At 65.2% G+C, this 19,055-nt stretch carries 9 protein-coding genes; 3 read left to right on the top strand and 6 right to left on the bottom strand.

The genetic code is table 11. The annotated features are described in order from the left end of the window. Nucleotides 1-77: 77 nt before the first annotated feature. From ABI582_RS01045 to ABI582_RS01030, 4 genes are all read right to left on the bottom strand, one after another. On the bottom strand, nucleotides 78-803 hold the full coding sequence (locus tag ABI582_RS01045; RefSeq protein WP_019472148.1) for a Crp/Fnr family transcriptional regulator: 726 nt from the start codon (nucleotides 801-803) through the stop codon (nucleotides 78-80). Nucleotides 804-895: 92 nt separating this feature from the next. Further along, complete coding sequence (locus ABI582_RS01040) at nucleotides 896-9,541, bottom strand: GH36-type glycosyl hydrolase domain-containing protein (RefSeq protein WP_442118115.1); 8,646 nt, start codon at nucleotides 9,539-9,541, stop codon at nucleotides 896-898. Nucleotides 9,542-9,715: 174 nt separating this feature from the next. Further along, nucleotides 9,716-10,804 (bottom strand): polyamine ABC transporter substrate-binding protein, encoded by a 1,089-nt coding sequence (locus ABI582_RS01035; protein ID WP_442118114.1) that lies wholly within the window; start codon nucleotides 10,802-10,804, stop codon nucleotides 9,716-9,718. 41 nt (nucleotides 10,805-10,845) lie between these two features. Next, the gene (locus ABI582_RS01030; RefSeq protein WP_442118113.1) at nucleotides 10,846-12,147 is read right to left on the bottom strand and encodes an NAD(P)/FAD-dependent oxidoreductase; all 1,302 of its coding nucleotides are present in this window, start codon (nucleotides 12,145-12,147) and stop codon (nucleotides 10,846-10,848) included. A gap of 134 nt (nucleotides 12,148-12,281) precedes the next feature. On the opposite strand from ABI582_RS01030, the gene ABI582_RS01025 reads away from it, so the two are divergent. Continuing rightward, entirely contained in the window at nucleotides 12,282-13,217 is a 936-nt protein-coding gene (locus ABI582_RS01025) for a LysR substrate-binding domain-containing protein (RefSeq protein WP_442118112.1), read from the top strand. A gap of 29 nt (nucleotides 13,218-13,246) precedes the next feature. On the opposite strand, the gene ABI582_RS01020 is transcribed toward ABI582_RS01025, so the two are convergent. Continuing rightward, the gene (locus tag ABI582_RS01020; RefSeq protein ID WP_442118111.1) at nucleotides 13,247-14,935 is read right to left on the bottom strand and encodes a M24 family metallopeptidase; all 1,689 of its coding nucleotides are present in this window, start codon (nucleotides 14,933-14,935) and stop codon (nucleotides 13,247-13,249) included. 80 nt (nucleotides 14,936-15,015) lie between these two features. Here ABI582_RS01020 and pdxR point away from each other — a divergent pair, with 80 nt between their 5' ends. Next, a complete protein-coding gene (gene pdxR, locus ABI582_RS01015) occupies nucleotides 15,016-16,503 on the top strand; it encodes a MocR-like pyridoxine biosynthesis transcription factor PdxR (protein ID WP_442118110.1) in 1,488 nt (495 codons plus the stop codon). A gap of 139 nt (nucleotides 16,504-16,642) precedes the next feature. Here the strand turns inward: pdxR and ABI582_RS01010 are convergent, their stop codons facing one another. After that, entirely contained in the window at nucleotides 16,643-17,884 is a 1,242-nt protein-coding gene (locus ABI582_RS01010; RefSeq protein WP_442118109.1) for a DUF1835 domain-containing protein, read from the bottom strand. Between the two features lie 226 nt (nucleotides 17,885-18,110). On the opposite strand from ABI582_RS01010, the gene ABI582_RS01005 reads away from it, so the two are divergent. Beyond that, nucleotides 18,111-19,001 (top strand): alpha/beta fold hydrolase, encoded by an 891-nt coding sequence (locus tag ABI582_RS01005; protein WP_442118108.1) that lies wholly within the window; start codon nucleotides 18,111-18,113, stop codon nucleotides 18,999-19,001. The last annotated feature ends 54 nt before the right edge of the window (nucleotides 19,002-19,055 follow it).

Genomic DNA, 19,055 nt, shown 5'->3' with positions numbered 1-19,055 from the left:
CGTTGCGCAGGGTCATTTGGGAGATGACACGAGCTGAGTGGCCTGGCAGGTCGATAGCCCAAGGCCCCCCCAAGGCTTCAACCTTGGGTGCCCGGCAGGTAGGGCAGCAGTCGCTCGGTTTCTTTCTTCACCACTGCGTAGCATTCGCAGCTCAGCAGTTCCAGGCGTGCCCTGTCCAGCACCCTGATCTGCCCGCGGTTGTATTCGATCACCCCCAGGCGTTGCAACTTGCCGGCGGCGTCGGTCACACCCTCGCGGCGCACGCCGAGCATGTTGGCGATCAGTTCCTGGGTCATGCACAAGCGGTCGCCCGGGAGGCGGTCGAGCGACAACAGCAACCAGCGGCACAATTGCTGGTCGATGGAGTGATGCCGGTTGCACACCGCTGTTTGTGCCATCTGGGTGATCAGTGCCTGGGTGTAGCGCAGCATCAAGGTCATCAACTCGCCATGGCGGTTGAACTCGTCCTTGATCTTTTGCACGGGCAGACGGTAGGCATGCCCGGCGCTTTGCACGATGGCCCGGCTGGGGGTGCTTTCGCCGCCCATGAACACGGCGATGCCGACCAGCCCTTCGTTACCGACCACCGATATTTCGGCCGAGGCACCGTTTTCCATCACATACAGCAGCGAAACGATGGCATCGACCGGGAAGTGGACGTGGCACAGGGTGTCGCCGGACTCGTACAGCGCCTTGCCCAAGGGCAGGTTGACGTGCTCCAGGTCCGGCGCTAACCGGCTGAACGCCTCTGGCGACAGGGCAGCCAGCAAGTGGTTGTTCTGGGGTTTTACCGTGTGTTGCATGCGTGGGACCATCGATGGCAGCGGCTGTCGGAACAAGATTAGCCTAGCGGGGCCAAGGCTTGCGCCAGCGCTGCCGTGACGCGCCCAACGGTTCAGATGGCAGGCAACGTGCAGGCCTGACACTCGGCGATGACGTGGTGCTCGCACCCGTCATCCTTCAGCCGCAGCTTGGCGTCGGCAAGCCGCTCGCCGTCCAGGCTCAGGCTCAGTTCGCTGCCGTTGCCGTTGCGTACCTCGATGCGGTAGTGGGTGCTACCAAAGCGGTAGTGCAGGACATAACCCGGCCAGCCTGCCGGCAACAGCGGCTGCAGGCTCAGGGTGTCGCCACTGCGTTGCAGGCCCAGCAGGTTTTCGACGATCAAACGGTACATCCAGCCGGCAGAGCCGGTGTACCAGCTCCAGCCACCCCGCCCGGCGTGGGGCGCAACCGCATAGACGTCGGCGGCCATCACATAAGGTTCGACCTTGTAGGTATCGATCAACGCGTCGCAGCCCTGGCGCACCGGGTTGATCAGGCGCAGCAGTTCCCAGGCCTTGTCGGCATCGCCCATCTGCGCGTAGGCCATGCTCGCCCAGATGGCCGCATGGGTGTACTGCCCGCCATTTTCGCGCACCCCCGGCAGGTAGCCCTTGATGTAGCCAGGGTCCAGGTGGCCCTGGTCGAAGGGTGGATCGAGCAGTTTGACGATGCCGATGTCACGGCGTACCAGGTGGCTGTCCAGCGCCGCCATGGCCAGGCGGGCACGTTCAGGCGAAGCGACGCCCGACAGCACTGCCCAGCTCTGCGACAGCGAGTCGATGCGGCATTCCTGGTTGCTCGCCGAGCCCAGTACCTGACCGTCGTCGAACCAGGCGCGGCGATACCAGCCGCCGTCCCAGGCGTGCGCCTCCAGTTTTTCGGCGAGTGCGGCGGCCTGGGTGGTGCAGCGCAACGCAAAGGCGCTGTCGCCTTGGCGCAAGGCGACGCAGCCGAATGCCCGCAGCACCTCGTGGCCAAAGAAGCCCAGCCACACGCTTTCGCCTTGCCCTTGTTCGCCGACCCTGTTCATGCCGTCGTTCCAGTCGCCGCTGCCCATCAACGGCAGGCCGTGGGCCCCGCACTGCAGGGCGTGGGCGAGGGCGCGCTGACAATGCTGGTACAGGCTCTCGATCAGGGGCGAGTGGGCGGGCAGGTCGTAGTAGGACTCTTCACCGGGATTGAGTAGGCGCCCTTCAAGATAGCCGACCGGCTCGTGAAGCACGGCGTAGTCCCCGGTGACTTCCACGTAGCGGCTGGCGGCCAGCGGCAGCCACAGCATGTCGTCCGAGCAGCGGGTACGCACACCGCGTTGCAGCGGTGGGTGCCACCAGTGCTGCACGTCGCCTTCGGCATACTGGTGCGCAGCGCAGGCCAGCAGGTGTTGGCGCGCCGCCGCCGGCGCGGCATGGACCATGGCCATGCTGTCCTGCAGCTGGTCGCGAAAACCGATGGCACCGCCAGACTGGTAAAAGCCGCTGCGCGCCCAGAACCGGCAGGCGATCACTTGGTACATCAACCAGCCGTTGGCCAGCACATCCAGTGCAGGTTCCGGCGTCTCGATCTGCACGGTGTCCAGGGTGCGCCGCCAGAAGGCGCTGACCTTGTCGAACTGATCCATGGCGGCCTGCAACCCCCGGTACTGCTGGACGCAGCGCGTAGCGGCGCGGGCGTCCCGGGCAGCGCCCAGGCGGAACACCACCTCCCGGCTTTCGCCGGGCTCCAGCTGCAGCGCCACCTGCAATGCCGCGCAGGGGTCCAGACCGCCGCCGGTACGCCCCGACAGCCGCGACTGGCGCATGCCCAAAGGCGCCTGGCAATCGCCGTTGCGCCCAAGGAATTCGCCGCGATCACAGGTCAGGCCCTGTATCGGCAAGTCGCAATCGAGAAACGCCACGTACGTGGAAAATTCCACTGCGTAGCTGTTGCGGGCAAACAGCGCGCCGCTGAAAGCATCGGTCTCACTGACCACGTGCATGGCGGTTTTGCCGGGCAGGTCGCCCAGCACCCACTCGACGAAGCAGGTCACCGACAAACGGCGTACCCGTGCCGACGTGTTGTGCAGTTTGAGCCGGCTGAACTTGACCGGCGCATCCTGCGCCACATGCACCCACAGCTCGCTGCGCAGGTCTTGCTCGACATGCTCGAACACACTGTAGCCAAAGCCGTGGCGGGTGCAGTAACGGCCAGGGCCTGGGCAGGGCTGCGGCGTCGGTGACCAGTATTCGCCGGTGTCCTCGTCGCGCAGGTAGAAGGTTTCGCCACTGGCGTCGGTAACCGGGTCGTTGTGCCAGGGCGTCAACCGGTATTCGTGGGCGTTCTCATACCAGGTGTAAGCGCTGCCGGCCTCGGAGACCACGCTGCCGAACTGCGGGTTGGCCAGGATATTGACCCATGGCGCTGGTGGCGGTGAGCCGGGTAGCAGCGCAATGACGTACTCGCGGCCGTCGGTGCTGAACCCGCCATAACGGTTGCCCAGCCTCACCGTGGGTTGCTCGGCCGGCGAGTGGCTGGCAGGTGCCGGCCGGCGGCTGACAGGGTTGGCCGGAACAGCCGCCGGGACCTTTGGCTGGCGGCGCAGGTGCAGTTGCTCTTCCAGCGTGCCGAGATTGTCGTTGAGCACCAGCCGGGCTACCGACAAAGTCAGCAGCCGGTCTTCGGCAGACAGTTGCTGCGCAGGCCTTACGTAAATGCCGCCGGGGCGGTCGAGCAGGGCCGCTTCGCTGCCGGAGGTGACGATCCCCATGATCAGGTCCTGCAGTTGCTGGCGGTAACCGGCCTGGTCTTCGTTCCAGATCAGCAGGTCGAGCGCGAGCCCCTTCTGGCGCCAGTAGGCATGGGCCAGCACCATTTGCTTGACCAGATGAATGTTGGCGGGGTCGCCGATCTGTACCAGCACGATCGGCAGGTCGCCCGACACCCCCTGGCCCCACAGGCCGGACTGGTTGCGCCGGTTGCTGGCCAGCAACGCTGCGTTGGGCCGCAGGCTGGCATTGGGGTACAGCACCGAGGCGGCCATCTGTTCGAACAGCCGGGCGTCGGCCAGCGAACCGTTGAGCTGGTGCAACAAAACCTGGCTGTGTGGCCAGGCGAGGTCGAACACCCGATCGGCCAAGTGCCGGTCGCGGTACTTGGCGACTTGCTGCAGGCAGGCGTCGCGGCTGTCGGCGACGCCTGTGACCAGGTCAACCGTGGTCGCATGGCCGGGCATCAGGGTGATGCGGCAGCGGATGGCCACGATCGGGTCCAGTACCGCCCCCGCGCTATCGGACAACGCCTGGTTGTCTTGGTCCATGGCCGCCGGCCGCGCCAGGTTGCGCCCGCGGCCGATAAAGCGGGCCCGGTCGGTTTCGTAGGACAGCGCCTCGATGTCGGCCCCGTGCACCGCGAGTACGTGGCACATCCACGGTACGGCGTCCTGCTGCGAGCGCGGCCGTCGCGTGCAGAGAATGGCTTGCAGCGGGCGGATCAGTTCGGTCTGGATGAACAGCTTGCTGAAAGCCGGGTGCAGGGCATCGCTCAAGGCCGGTGCCAACACCACTTCGGCGTAGCTGGTCAGCTCCAGGGTGCGGGGCAGGTCGCCATGGTTGGTCAGGTGCAGGCGTCGCAGTTCGATGTCGTCTTCGGGCGACACGGCAATTTCGGTATGGCAGTCGAAGTCGCGTTCGCGCACGCGAAACTCCGCGCGGCCGTCGCTGAAGATCGCCTCCTGGAGCTTTGTGCGGTGCCGTGTCGGCTGGTAGGAGGTGGACCAGTAGGCGCCGCTGGCGACATCGCGCAGGTAGCAGAAGCTGCCCAGGTCGTCGCGGCTGGCGTCTTCGCGCCAGCGGGTCACCGCCAGCGTGTTGCGCTGGCTGTAGCCACTGCCCACGTGGTTGACCATGACGTGATAGCGGCCGTTGGACAGCAGTTGTACGGCCGGTTGCGCCCGGTTCGGCTCTTTGAACACCCGCAGCCGTGCCTCGGGGTCGCGCTCGGCGGTGTCCTCGGCCGGGGCCTGGAGGGTATGCAGGTAGGGCGCAGCGGTTTTCGGCACGCGCTCCTGCAACAGCAGCATGCTGGCCTGGAACTGCGGGTCGGAGGCGAAGCGCCGTTGCATGGGCTTGTTCAGCAGCAAAGCGGTCAGGGCCAGGAAGCTCATGCCCTGATGGTGGGCCATGAACGAGCGGACCACGACGGCGTCTTGCCCGGGGGGCAGGCGTGCCTCGCTGTAGTCCACGGCCTCGTACAGCCCGAAGCGGCCAGCCAGGCCAAGCGTGGCCAGCCGTTGCAGGTTGCGGCAGGCGGCAGCGGGCGCCACCATCAGGGCCAGTGCGCTGGCATAGGGCGCCACCACGCGCTCTTCACCCAGGCCACGTTTGAGGCCCAGCCCCGGTACGCCGAACGCCCGGTACTGGTAGTTGAAGTGTGCGTCCAGCGCGTTATAGGCCGATTCCGAGACACCCCAGGGCAGGCCCGACAGCTTGCCGTGTTCGATCTGCCGTTTGACGGCGGCGTGGCAGGTCTGGTCGAGTAACGTGCCTTCGTAGTTCGGCATCACCAGCAGCGGCATCAAGTACTCGAACATCGAGCCGGACCAGGACAGCAACACAGGCACGCCGGCATTGCTGGTGAGCAGCCGGCCCAGGGCGAACCAGCTGTCCTGGGGCACCTGGCCTTGGGCGATGACGACGAAGTTGGTCAGGCGCATCTCGGACGCGAGCAGGTCATAGAACGCGGCGTCCAGGCGGTGTTCGTCGGCGTTGTAGCCGATGGCGAACAGGTCGCGGTGGTTGTCGTACAGGAAGGTGAAGTCCATGCTGGCCAACGCTTCAATACGGTTGGCCAGGGCGTGTGCCTGGGCGATGCGCTGGCGGGCGACTGCCCTGACGTTGGCCACCGCCAGGCGCTCGGCGGGCGGCCACTGGTCTGCGTCGAGCTGTGCCAGCTGGCGCCAGGTCAGCGGAGCGTGGGGGGCATGATCGTTACCGGGGGGCAATTGCAGCTGCTGCAGTTCGCGGCTCAGGTCCAGGCATTGCTCATTCAGGGCATTCAGCCAGAAAGTACAATCGTCAGCAGCTTCTGTGCCAGGCGCCAAGGCAGCCCGTTGCGTGATCAGTGGCTGCAACTGTTCGACCAGCATCGGCAACAGCGTGGCGTATCCGTCGCCCACTTGGCCATGGGCGAGCCGCACCTGCTCGCGCAGGGCCGTGATCGGCTGGGTGTCCGCACTTGTGCGGGCATAGGCGTCCAGCAACGTGTCGAGGGTGTCGAGCAACCCCTGGGTCAGTCGCCGGTCGAGCAGGGGCGTGTCGGCCATTTCCAGCAGGCCGGGCCTGAGTGTCAACAGCAAGGCGGCGAGGTTGCCGCTGTCCACGCTCGAAATATACAGCGGTGACAGTGGCTTGAGAGTCTGGGTGTCGTACCAGTTGTAGAAGTGCCCTTTGAAGCGCTCCAGGCGGGCCATGCTGTCGAGCATGCAGGCCAGGCGCTCGAACAGGCGGCCCGCACTGAGGTAGCCGAAGTCATGGGCCGCCAGGTGCGAGAGCAGGGCCATGCCCATGTTGGTCGGTGAGGTGCGGTGAGCGATGTTGGCGAAGGGCGGCGCCTGGATGTTATCGGGTGGCAGCCAGTTGTCGGCAGGGCCGACGTAGCTGTCGAAGAAGGCCCAGTTGGCGCGGGCGAGCCGATGCAGGAAGACCAGGTCGTCGGTGTCCGGCGTGAGGGCGGTCCGGTCACTTGGGCGGCTGAGCCACCAGGCCAGGGCCGGGCCGAGCAGCCACAGGACAAGCACCGGCGAGGCGATCAGCAGTACCGTCGGCTGCATCGCCAAGGCACCGGTCAGCACAAACACCAGGGCCGGTTGCCCCCATTGCTGGCGATACACCGCCTGCAGGGTATCTGCGCTGCAGCGTTCGTCCTCGCGTGAGGGGTTCCATTGCAGCAGGCGTTGTTTGCTGACGCCCAGCCGCCACAAAGTGCGAAGGATGGCATCCAGGCTGTAGCAGGCTTCGAAGGGTAACCAGGCCAGTGAAAGGCCGGCGCGCAAGAAACAGCTGCCCGAGGTGTGCAACGCTGCCAGCAGGTGTTCTGCCACAGGTACATCAGTGGCCTTGCCCAGCAGTTCGAGCAGCGAGTCCAGCATTGGGCGCGTCAGCAGCAAGGCCAGCAGGGCCAGTGTCCAGGCGAGCGGCGTGGCACTGGCCAGCCAACCCCACAGCAGCAGGGTCAGCAGCGCCGCCGGCTCCAGGCTGCGGCGCAGGTTGTCGAAAATCTTCCAGCGCGACAAAGCGCTGAGCGGGCTTAGCGCCAGGCCATGGGTGCCGGTGTGCAGCCAGGGCACCAGCCACGGCAGCAGCTGCCAGTCGCCGCGTATCCAGCGGTGTCGGCGTTTGCTGTCGGCGCTGTAGCGGGCCGGGTAGGTTTCGAACAATTGCACATCGCTGAGCAGGCCCGAGTGTGCGTAGCAGCCTTCGATCAGGTCATGACTGAGTACACGGTTGTCGGCAAAACGGCCCTCCAGTGACTGCTCGAAGGCGTCCACCGCATAGATGCCTTTGCCAATGAAGGAGCCGCTGAGAAACAGGTCCTGATAAACATCCGAAACGGCCCGTGTATACGGGTCGACACCGGCATCGCTGCCAAACAGGCGCGCATAGCGCGAGCGCGACACGCTGGGCAGGCTGATGCCCACCCGCGGTTGTAGAATCGCGTAGCCTGCGTCGAGGCGACCAGTATGTGCGTCGAAGCGAGGGCGGTTGAGCGGGTGCTGCATGGCGCCGATGAATTGCCGGGCGGCACCGCGAGGCAATTGGGTGTCGGTGTCCAGGGTGATGACATAGCGCACGTGGCCGAGTGCTTGCAGGTCGCCGACGATCCGCATGAAGCACGCGTGGCCGTGCCCGCGCAACACTGCATTGAGCTCGGCAAGCTTGCCGCGCTTGCGCTCGCGGCCCATCCAGCAGCGCTCGGCGGCGTTCCATACGCGAGGCCGGTGAAACAGCAAAAAGCGCGCACCGCCCGTGCTGGGGTACTTGTGGTTGAGGGCACCGATACCTTCGCTGGCCAGGTCGAGCAGTGCCTGGTCTTCGGGCTGGTTTTGTTCACGGGCATCCATGAAGTCGCTGAGCAGGGCAAAGTGCAGGTGCTCGTCACGGTTGGCCAGAAAGCGTACTTCCAGCCCTTCGACCAGCTCTTCGACATCGCCGGCATTGGCCAGCAGGGTGGGCACCACCACCAGCGTGAGGGCGTCTGCGGGAATACCCGTGGTGTAGTCCAGCCGTGGCAGAAAGGAGGGTTTGACGGTCAGTGTCACCAGCCAGTTCACCAGGCCGATGGCCAGACGGCTGGTGCTCAGCAGAACCGGCAGGGCCATGGCGGCCAGCACCGCCAAAGGCCAGCCCTCCTGGCCAATGGCGCGCATGAAGCCCCACGCCAGCAGGCACGACAGCAGCATCACTGGTACCAGGTAGAATGCCAGCGGCGCCCGGTGCAGCAGGCGTTGCCAGCGCTCGCCCAGCGGCACCCGTACGGCCAGGCGCTGCTCCAGCAACGGCAGGCCGCCCCCCACCAGGTAGAAACCCACATGCTCAGCCGGTTCACCCGGCGCGGCGCCTGCTGCCTGGGCCAGTTCGATGGCCATGCGCGCCACCGCGACTTCGCTGAATGCGCTATGGCGCGCCAGGCGCTCGACGCTGTGCCGGTAGTGGTCACGGCTGGTGAAGTCCATGGCGGGGTAAATGGTCGCCGGGTCGCGGTGCAGCGCCTGTTCGACATGGCTCAGGTGTTCGACGAACGCCTTCCAGTCGATGGTCGACAGCAGGCGCAGGCTGCCAATGCTGTTGCTGATGGACACCTGGTCAATGGCCTGCTGCTGGGCATCGAGCTGCACATGGCCCTCAATGCTGCGCGCCGACTCGCTGAGCATCTGTTCCACCCACAGCAGCGGCTGGGTCAGTGAAGCGCTGTGGCCCTGCAGCCGCCTGGCCAGCTCGGCGACGAAGGCGGCGGTCATCGGCGGTTGCGAGCGGGCCATGTCGGCGACCACCAGGACCACGCTCTTGGCGTCGCGCTCGGCGGTTTCGCCGAGCCGGTCGGCCCAGACATTGGCCAGGTCGCGGTCAGCCCAGTTGGCCATGACCCGCGCCGCTACACGGCGCAGGTTTTCTATCAGGGCCAGGCGCAGCATGATCGGGATGGCCCAGAGCTCACCAAGGGTCAGGGTGCAGGCCTGCTGATAAGCCTCGACGAAACGGCTGAAGCTCTCAGCGTCGATCCGCCCGTCACCGTGGGAAATGGTCTCCAGGGCAATGTCGTAGACACGCGGTAGGCCGGTGGAGGCGCCGTTGTCCAGCTGCGGCAGCTGCAGGCTGTAGTTGGCCGGCAGGTCGTGCTTGGCAATGCGGATATGGGTTTCGACCAGGTAAAAGTTGTCGAGCAGCCACTGCGCGGCGGGTAGCGCCGGGCGGGAGCCGGGCAGGGCGGCGGCGAGGGCGGTGCAGCTTGCAGAGAGCATGCGTTCGTTGTCGGCCAGGCGGTCAAGCAGGGCGTCGTTGGCCGGCCGCTGGCTCAAGCGGTGCTGATGGGCCAACCGCAGACCGTGCTCGGCCATCTGGTCGGCGTTGTACAGCTCGGAGCGCAGTAGGCTTTCATAGGTGAAGGTGTGCCGGGGCGAGCGCCAGCGCCCCGCATGGGCGTACAGGCGGCGGAGGTAACTGCGTGCGAGAAGCCAAGGATTGTCCATGGTATGCCGGGTTGCCGATCTGGCCTTTCAGCATTCAGTCTGCGGCGATTGCCCGGGCAGCGTCTGTACGGTAGCGAACAGACCCGCCTTGGCCTGCGCACGGGCTGTATCGCCGATGTCCAACGCGCCGCTGTGGCACACCATGGAGGGGCTGGACGAATTTGGGTCGTTACATCACTTCCCGCTAGTCACTCGGGTCCACAGCCGGGTGCTCGAGCGCATCCCTGCCGGCGACAATGTCTTGACCGGGAACAGCGTATCGAGGACCGATTCGGGCGGGTAGACCGCCGGGTTGTTGCGCAGCTCAGGCGTGATGTACTCAAGCGCCGCGGCATTGCCGTTGGGGTACTTCACCGTATTGCTGATACTGGCGATGACCTTCGGCTCCAGCAGGTAGTTCAGGTACGCATACCCATTCTCCCGATGCGGTGCGCCCTTGGGCATTACCACCATGTCCACCGCCAGGGTCGAGCCCTCGCGCGGAATGCTGTAGCCCACGTTCACCCCGTTGCCTGCCTGCTGCGCGCTGCCCATGGCCTGCAGCACATCGCCGCTGAAACCTATCGCTACGCAGATGTTGCCATTGGCCAGGTCGCTGACGTACTTGGACTGATGGAAATAGCTGATGTAGGGCCGCACCGCCAGCAGTGCCGCTTCGGCCTTTTTCAGGTCCTCTGGCTTTTCGCTGTGCGGGTCCAGGCCCAGGGTCCTGAGCGTGATCGAGATGATCTGCGTCGGGTTGTCGAGGAACGCCACGCCGCACTGGCTCAGCTTCTGGATGTTCTCCGGCTTGAACAGCAGGCTCCAGGATTGCGTCACCTCGGTGCTGCCGAAGATGGCCTTGATCTTGTCGGCGTTGTAGCCGATGCCGGTGGTAACCCACATATACGGGATCGCATAGCGGTTGCCCGGGTCGCTTGCCTCCAGGATCTTCATCAGCTTCCGGTCGAGGTTGTGCCAGCCAGGCAGCTTGCTACGGTCCAGCTCCTCGATGGCACCCGCCTTGATCAGCCGCGGCAGGAAATGGTTGGACGGGCTCACCAGGTCGTAGCCACTGTTGCCGGTCATCAGCTTGGCTTCGGTGGTTTCATTGCTGTCGATCAGGTCGTAGGTGGTCTGGACACCCGTGCGCCGGGTGAACTCGGCCAGGGTGTCGTCGGCAATGTAGCCGCTCCAGTTGGCAATGTTGACCCGTTCTTCGGCCTGCACTGCCGCAGCCAGCAAGGCCGAGGACAACAGCGCCACGCAAGTGTGCTTGATCATGGGATAGCTCTCTTGTTCTTGTTTGCGAGGTAACTTGAATGTCAGCGTTCCAGCCGCGCACGGCGTACTTCCCAGGCCATGCGCACCTTGGCGCCCAGGTCGAAGAACGGCCGGGGTGGCAGGTAGCCAGGGCTGGCCTGAGCCAGCACGTCGCTGAGCAACGGCGAGTCGATGCCGAGTGCCATTTCGACCAGCAGGCGGCCCCACAAGGTGCCGCGGGCGACGCCGGACCCATTGCAGCCGGCCACGGCATGCAGGCCGTCGGCGACCAGGGCGAAATACGGCTCGCCTGTGCGGGTGCCGCTGAGGTGGCCCGTCCAGGTGTATTGCAGATCTTGTGCGGTGATGCCGGGGAAGCGCTTCTGCAAACCCTGCAGGTGTGCACCTTGGCGCACCACCAGGCCACGGCGGTCGATGTCGTGCTGACGGTATTCCACGGTGTTGCGAATCAGCAGGCGGCGCCCCGGCAGCAGGCGCAGGGTGCAGCCGCCCGGCAAGGTAGACAGCACGCCCCAGCCCTGTTCGTCGAACAGCTGTTGCCAGTGCGCCCCGGTCAACGGGCGGGTGATGCTTGCGCTCAGCTCCAGCGGGAAAGTGCCGCTGCGCTTGAGCCCGACCCTGGGCAGGAACGCTCCGACACAGGCCAGTACCTGCCGGGCCTCGACCTCGCCAGCCTCGGTGCGGGCAGTCCAGCCCTTGCCAGGGCGACGGCGCAAGTCGGTCACAGCGCTTTGCTCGAACACTTCCACCTGCTCTGGCAGGCCGTCGGCCAGCCCTCTGACGTAGCGCGCCGGCTGCATCAGGCCGTTGCCGCCCGCACAATGGATCGCGCGTGAGTAGAACGCGGTACCGAGGCGCCGTTGCAGCGCTTCTCCCTCTTGGTAGCTTGCCTGGGCACCCACGGCACGCAGGGTTTCCAGTGCCTGCTCGGCCTGCTGCAAATGGGCAGGCTCGTGTACCGCGAAGTGGTAGCCATGGTCGCTGAGCTCGCAGTCGATAGCCAGCGCCTGGATTTGCTGGCGCACTTCATTACCCGCCGCGACACCGATGCGCGAGGCGACCTGATAGCCGGAAAAACCTGCTGTACCGATCAGTTCGCCAGCACCTGGCAGCTCGTGGCTGACCACGAAACCAGAGTTGCGTGCCGAAGCGCCCTGGGCGACCCGCTGGCGCTCCAGCAGTACGATCCGCTGCGACGGAAAACGGCGCGCCAAGGCATGGGCTGCGGACAGGCCGGTTATGCCGCCGCCGATGATCAGCCAATCGGCCTTATGAGTGCCTTGCAGGCGCGGCCGCTGCGGTGACTCACCGGCCAGCGCAATCCAGCCACAGTGGTTGTTCATTGCGTGTCACTCCTTCAGTATCGATGCACAGGCGTTATTGGCTATTGCCCGCGAAAGCGCGTCTTGGCTCCAATTTACGAGGACCAAAGCGCAATTTCTAACGCTAATAATTCATTCATCCATTCGGAATTTGCATGGATAGGAACCTTCGTGTGCCATCGTTCCAGGCGTTGCAGGCCCTGGTCCGGGTCGCCGACACCAGCAACTTCACCGAGGCTGCACGCCAGTTGCACCTGACCCAGAGCGCCATCAGCCGGCAGATCCAGCAACTGGAGGAGCATTTCCAGACCACGTTGTTCGACCGCACCAGCCGCAAGGTCGCGCTGACCGCCCATGGGCACGAGGTGTACGGGGTGGCAAAGGGCATGCTGCAAACCCTGCGCACGCTGGAGGAAAAGCTGGCGCCGACGCCGCTGGACCGCCCATTTCGCGTGCGCATGTTCGTGTCGCTGGCGGTACGCTGGCTGCTGCCGCGGCTGACCTCGTTCTATGCGCTCAACCCAGGCCTGACCTTGTCGATTGAAACGGTCGGCGGCGACCTGGTAGACACCGGCGGCGACTGCGACGCGTATGTGCTTTACCTACCGGGCGGCCTGGACGAACGCCCGTTGACGCCGCTGTTCGACGAGTACCTGATCCCGGTCTGCGCCCCCGTGCTGGGCGACGGCCGCGCCCCACCCAAGTGTGCGGCGGAGCTTCTCGACCATGCGCTGATCCACGGCTCCACTTCGCGCTACGAATGGAACCTGTGGCTCAAGGCCCAGCAGGCCCCGGCCCAGCACAAGTACCAGGACCTGTTATTCAACCTTGACGACCTGGCACTGGATGCTGCGACACGAGGCATGGGCATCGCCATGACCGACCGAATGCTGGCCCACGATGCGTTGGTACGCGGCGACCTGGTGGTGCCGTTCGGCGAGGCGCTGAAGACAGGGGGTGTATATGCCCTGTGGTTACGGGATAGCGGCGTTGCTCATCCCGCGTGCCAAGCCGTGCTGAAGTGGTTCGAGCAGCAGGTGGAACAGACGGTTTTGCAAGAACAGCGCCCCCGGCCTTTAAATCCGGATTGATCGACACGCGCCCGGTATTGCAGGGGCGGTCAGGCGACCCTTGCCATGGACGGCTTGCCTTCCCCAATCAGGATGTCTTCGAAAAACGCGCCGACCGGCTCGGTGGGGTGGCACAGCTGTATTTCCAGCACCCACACCACCTCGCTCGGGACGATTTCCACTTCGGCGAGTTTGTCCTGCCCATACAGCACATGAGGGAAATCGGCGACGCGGTGCCCGGCCAGGTTGCGTTCCAGCTGCCAGCCTTTGGACTTGGCACTGTGCTCGGCGAAGTCATACAGCTCGCGTCCGGTCAGCCCACGGCCCCAGGCCTGGCGGGTTTCGGCGAACACCTCGTGCAGTGCCTTCACGCAGGCGTGGTACAGGTCGTGCTGGCCAAACACGAAGGTGTCGCCATAGTCGCCTTCGTAGCCATCCCATACCGGGCCGACGTCCACTACGACAATATCTGTAGTACGTAATACACGTTGCAGGTCGATGCCTTGCCGCGGTGTACGCACGGTGTCGTCGCCGAAGCGGATGTAGGTGGGGTGCCAGGTGTGGGACGCGCCCATTGCCTGCAAGGTTTGCGCAGCCATCTCCAGTGCCTGGGCGGTGGTCATGCCAACGCGCAGTTGGCTGGCGATCGCGGCCACGGACCGCACTGACTGCTCGCGGGCAGCGAGCATGCCATCCAGCGAGTAGCGTGGGCCGACCTTTTCCAGCTCTGGGTGCAGGGTGTTGGCGGTTGCAGCCTGGGGTGCCAGTGCGCCGCTGGCGACAAAGGCCTCCGCGACAAATCGGTGGGGTTGTACGCCGGCGGCAAGGCACAGTTCCCGGGCCTGGCTGATCATTGCGGTATTGCCGCAGGCATAGACCTGGGTGTCGGCCCAACGATGCGCCTGGCCCAACGCCACCTGCTGCACGCGTGCCTCAGCCGAGAGAACCGGGTGCCAGCGAAAGTGTGGGTGTTCATGGCTGGCCTGCTCGAGAAACGCACGGTCATAGAAGTCCGCCGTCGATGACCCACCCCAGTACAGCGTGACCTTGGCACCGCGGGCCAGGGCTGTCAGCAACAAGGGCTTGATGCCGGCGTAACCTGTGCCGGTGGCAAACAGCACCAGTGGGCGTTGGTCTTCATGCTGCCAGGTGCAGGCGCCCACCGGGCCCTCAAGGTTCAGTACGGCACCTGCTTGCAGGGTGGGCAGCAGGCCTTCGGTGAACACGCCGCCGCTGACCTTGCGGATGTGAAACACCAGTTGCCCCTGGTCCTGAACGGGCAGGTTGGCGATGGAGAAGCAGCGGCTGTCACCGTTGTCGAGCTGGAACCTTACGTATTGGCCAGCCCGCACTTCCAGCGGGTGAGCAGGTTGCAGCACCAGTTCGACGATATCTGCACTCAGCTCGCGCTGGCTGAGAACCTGCGCCTGGAACGCCAGTGACGGGGCGTCCAGGGACCAGCCAGGGATCGCCAGGCGCATATCGCTGCAGGCGTGGCTCTGGCACAGCAGCATCTCGTCGGCGGCCAAGGGGTAGGAGGGCGCGGGGGTGTCCGCATCCCGTTGCTTGTCCTGATATTGCCCCGATATCACCTTCACCTTGCAGGATCCGCAGGCGCCGCGGCGGCAGGAGAAAGGTACCGGCAGACCACTGGCGAGCATGGCATCGAGCAGCAGCTCCTGGCTGGCTTCGAAGGTTTTGCCCGAGGGCGACAATTCGATGATGTGGCGGCTTTGCATGAACACCTCGGGGGGCAAATGAAGGTTCGATTGTTGCTATAGTCCAGGACCAGCAGAACCTCCAGTTTTGGATAATTCACATGGTCCAGCTTCGCAAATGGCAGCCGCTGCTCAAGCTTGATGGGGCGCAGTCTTCGTACCGGCAGATCGTCGAGGGGCTGGTGGCCGCGATCAGCGAGGGCCGCCTGCGCCCTGGCACGCCGCTGCCGGGCACGCGGGAAATGGCGCAACTGTTGAACGTCAACCGCAAGACGGTGATCCTTGCTTACGAGGAAGCCGAGACCAAAGGCTGGCTGCAGAGCGTGCAGCGCCGGGGCACCTTTGTCAGCCAACAGCTGGCCGCCGGCACACCCACCGAGCCCGCTACCACGGGGCCCTTCGCCCTGGCGTTGCCAGAGGAGCCTGCCGTTGCCTACTTCGAGGCGAACGAACGGGCTGCAGCGCAGCAGGGGCGGCCAGGGGCCTTGTTCTTTGACAACGGCGCCTGTGACCACCGGCTGTTGCCCCAGGCAGTTCTGCATCGCTATTACCGCAATGCCTTGCGCAGCAGCTTTACCAGCAACAGCGTGCGCCATGGCAGCGATTGCAGCAGCCTCTACCTGCGCGCCGCCCTGGCCGACATGCTGAGGCACAATCGCAGCCTGAACGTTGGCGCCGAGCATATCTGCCTGACCCAAGGCGTGCAGATGTCGCTGTCGCTGTTGGCCAGCGTGCTGCTCAAGCCGGGGGATGCCGTGCTGGTGGAGCGCCTGAGCTATCCGCCGGCGTGGGAGATTTTCCGCCAGCTGGGGGCCCGACTGGTGACCGTGGACCTGGACCATGAGGGTTGCCGGGTCGATCAGATCGATGCCCTGTGCCGGCAGCACAAGGTGCGGATGATGTACATAACGCCCCATCACCAGTTTCCGACCACGGTCAGCTTGCCAGCCGGGCGCCGGCAGCAGTTGCTGGAGCTGGCGCGGCAGCACGCCTTCTGCGTGGTCGAGGAAGACTACGACTACGAATACCACTTTTCCGGGCGGCCTTACCTGCCTTTGGCCAGCGACCGTCAGCAGCGGCATGTGATTTACATCGGCACACTGTCCAAGCCCTTGGGCAGCACGTTCCGTTGCAGCTATATCGTCGCGCCGGTAGAGGTAACCGCAGTGCTGGAGCGCAGGGCGACGCTGACCCTGGGGCAGGGCGATGCGGTGATGCAGCGGATGCTGGCGGACTTGATCAACGATGGCGAGCTGAAGAAGCACTTGCGCCGGGTCAACCGCGAGTACCGTCGACGTCGGCAGACCCTGTTGGCTTGCCTGCACGAGGCGTTTGGCGAGCAGATTACCGTGCAGGAGCCGGAAGGTGGGCTGGCGCTGTGGGTGCGGTTTGCCTACGCGATCAATGTGGACCAGTTGGTAGCCAAGGCGCTGGAACTGGACCTAGTGGTGCGCAGCGGTCGGCAGTTCTCGCCGTTTGGCCATGCCGAGAATGCCTTGCGCCTGGGCTTTGCTTCGCTGGATGTGGATGAGATCCGGCAGGCCACCCAGCGTTTGGCACAGGCGTGGAGCGCTATTGCCGCGGGATAAAATCAACATGCAAGCCCGGATGAGGGCTCTGTGGGAGCGGGTTTACCCGCGAACACCGGCATAGCCGGTGCCATACACCGGGTCGCCTGCTTCGCGGGTAAACCCGCTCCCACAGGGGCTTGCTAACCCTGAGGAATCATCAACGTCGCCACACCTCCCCTTGTTCGGTCACTACCCAAGGCCTGTCAGCCGCATCCACCAGCACCCCGCCAACCCAGCGCTGTGCAGGGTTGTGATCAAGCCAGTGAGCCTTGCCTTCAAGCACTTGCTCGGCAAGCGGGGTCAGCCGCAGCGGTCGCTGCGCCCAGGCCTCTCCCGGGCCTTCCAGCAGCAGCGGCTGTGGCGCGTGGATCAACGGCTGCAGCAGCACATGGAACATCTGGTCACCGAGGTAAGGCAGCGGGTCATCCTGCATCATCAACTGGCCAAACACGCGGCCGGCCGGTAGCTCGCCGCGTGAAGACAGCACGCGCAGCAGCAGGCGTTCGGTAAGGCTCAATCCATCCTGTGCCCCCGGCAGCTCCTGCAGCTGGCGCGCCAGTGCCCCGCCGAGCAACGGCAAGGCCGAGTGCGTGTGGTCAGCGAGGCCTGCCCAGGTCTTTGGATTGGGTGCGGTGTAGGCCGCCCATGCCTCGCGGGCCAGGGCCAGTGCATCCTCACCCAGTGCGCGACGTTGCGGCCACAGCCAGGCCAACAGGTCGGGGGCCAGTTGCCCGATGCCGATGAAACGCTCGATACCGGGCACCTGGTCAATTTCGATCAGTTCCAGCCGACGCGGCAGGCCGGGCAGGCTGGCGAGCACGCGAATCAGGAACAGCTGGTCGTAAGCGTCAGCCTCGCACCACAGCACTATTTCGCTGTCGCGGTTAAGCCCGGCCAATGCGCTACGCTGCGCCGCCTGGCGCTGTTCAAGGTCCTGGGGGCTCAGCTTGAACGCCTGTTGCACGTAGGCGCTGCGCACCTGCCAGTACTGCTCATCGGGCAGCGCTGGTACAGGCCCCATGACCATCGGGTCGTCGAACATCTGGAAGGCGCCGGCAAACCCGGCGGTGCGCAAGCTGTGGGCGATGTCGTTGCCGCAGCGCCAGTGCTGCACGCTGGCCTCGTCATCGGCGGAAAAACCGGGGTGGCGTGCTGCGAAAGCCACGGCGTCGGCATGGGCCTTGAGCCTGGGCCAGCTGGCAAAGCCGGCCTCGCGGGCCACCAGCCATTGGGTATCGGCAAGCCGGTAGTCGGGGCCGGGCAGGCCAAGCGTGCGCAATTGCTCGCGGGCGTCGTCGGCTTGGTGGTTTTTCAGTTGGCTCAGCAAGCGCTTGGCGCGTTTGCGCAAGGCGGGCAGGTCGAGCAAACCGTGGTGGCGTGAAGCATTCATGGCGGGCATGCCAACTCCTTTGGGGCTCGGTCCGCCGACAAGCCGGGAGCTGGTATGGAAATGGAGTGACGCATGGCTCGGGCAACCCCTTCGCGCGGACCGCAGGCGCAGCCGGCGCCCAGGCCCCGACTTTAACGGTGCAGCGCAGCGGGTTGCAAACGATAGTTTCCCCGTGGGTTGCCGTGCGCCTTATAGTGGCGGGCTTTTCTCCGTTGAAGTCAAAGGAATGGCGACCATGCGCATACGCACCCTGCTTGCAGCAATCGGCACCAGCTTGTCGCTGGGCTCGGCATTGGCCGCGCCAAGCCAGCCAGTACCTGTGGCTGGCGAACGTATTTCGGTAATGGTCGAGGGTACCGGGCCAGACGTCATCCTGATCCCCGGGCTGGCTTCATCCCGTGAGGTGTGGGCGGGGCTGGCCAGCACACTGCGCCAACAGCATCGCCTGCACCTGGTGCAGGTTGCAGGCTTTGCCGGTTCGCCTGCCGTGGCCACTGTGGACGGGCGCGTGGCCGCCCCCGTGGCCGAGGCGGTTGCAGGTTATATCCGCAGCCAGCACCTTGAGGCACCGGCCATCATTGGCCATTCGCTGGGCGGTGAGGTGGCGCTGATGCTTGGCGCACGCCACCCCGAGCGGGTAGGGCGGCTGATGGTTGTCGATGCGCTGCCGTTCTACACGTTATTGATCGACCCCACGGCAACTGCCGAAAAGGCTGCACCGCAGGCTGCGGCATTCCGTGATGGGATGCTGCTGGCCCCGGCAGCGCAGGCCGAAGCCATGCAGCGCACAGCCATCGACCGGCTGGCCAAGACCGCGGCGGCCCGGCCGGCACTGGTCGACGCCGCGCTACGCTCGGACCGCAAGGTGGTAGCCGAGGCCACCTATGAACTGATGACCACCGACCTGCGCCCGGAGCTTGGCGGCATCCAGTCGCCGGTGCAGGTCGTCTATGCCTATGACCCCTTGTATGGCATACCCGCTGCCAGCGTCGATGCAACCTTCGCAAACGCCTATGCCGGGACGCGAAACATCAGCTTCAAACGTATCGATGGCAGCTTCCACTTCGTCATGCTGGACCAACCGCAGGCCTTCGCGCAGGCGGTAGTCGACTTCCTCGATCGCTGAGGTTGGCCGTGGCGCAGCCTGCGCCCGGCAACATCTGTTCGGTTACCGCCCATA

This window comes from Pseudomonas sp. SAS7 (assembly GCF_052112345.1).
Classification (GTDB): Bacteria; Pseudomonadota; Gammaproteobacteria; order Pseudomonadales; family Pseudomonadaceae; genus Aquipseudomonas; species Aquipseudomonas putida_Q.
This window is presented reverse-complemented; position numbering and strand designations above follow the sequence as displayed.

Excerpts from the sequence above, each read along its gene's own strand:
- ABI582_RS01020 (WP_442118111.1), bottom strand. The coding sequence starts at position 14,935 with ATGCAAAGCCGCCACATCATCGAATTGTCGCCCTCGGGCAAAACCTTC.
- ABI582_RS01040 (WP_442118115.1), bottom strand. The coding sequence starts at position 9,541 with ATGGACAATCCTTGGCTTCTCGCACGCAGTTACCTCCGCCGCCTGTAC.
- ABI582_RS01010 (WP_442118109.1), bottom strand. The coding sequence starts at position 17,884 with ATGCCCGCCATGAATGCTTCACGCCACCACGGTTTGCTCGACCTGCCC.
- pdxR (WP_442118110.1), top strand. The coding sequence starts at position 15,016 with ATGGTCCAGCTTCGCAAATGGCAGCCGCTGCTCAAGCTTGATGGGGCG.
- ABI582_RS01030 (WP_442118113.1), bottom strand. The coding sequence starts at position 12,147 with ATGAACAACCACTGTGGCTGGATTGCGCTGGCCGGTGAGTCACCGCAG.
- ABI582_RS01035 (WP_442118114.1), bottom strand. The coding sequence starts at position 10,804 with ATGATCAAGCACACTTGCGTGGCGCTGTTGTCCTCGGCCTTGCTGGCT.
- ABI582_RS01005 (WP_442118108.1), top strand. The coding sequence starts at position 18,111 with ATGCGCATACGCACCCTGCTTGCAGCAATCGGCACCAGCTTGTCGCTG.
- ABI582_RS01045 (WP_019472148.1), bottom strand. The coding sequence starts at position 803 with ATGCAACACACGGTAAAACCCCAGAACAACCACTTGCTGGCTGCCCTG.
- ABI582_RS01025 (WP_442118112.1), top strand. The coding sequence starts at position 12,282 with ATGGATAGGAACCTTCGTGTGCCATCGTTCCAGGCGTTGCAGGCCCTG.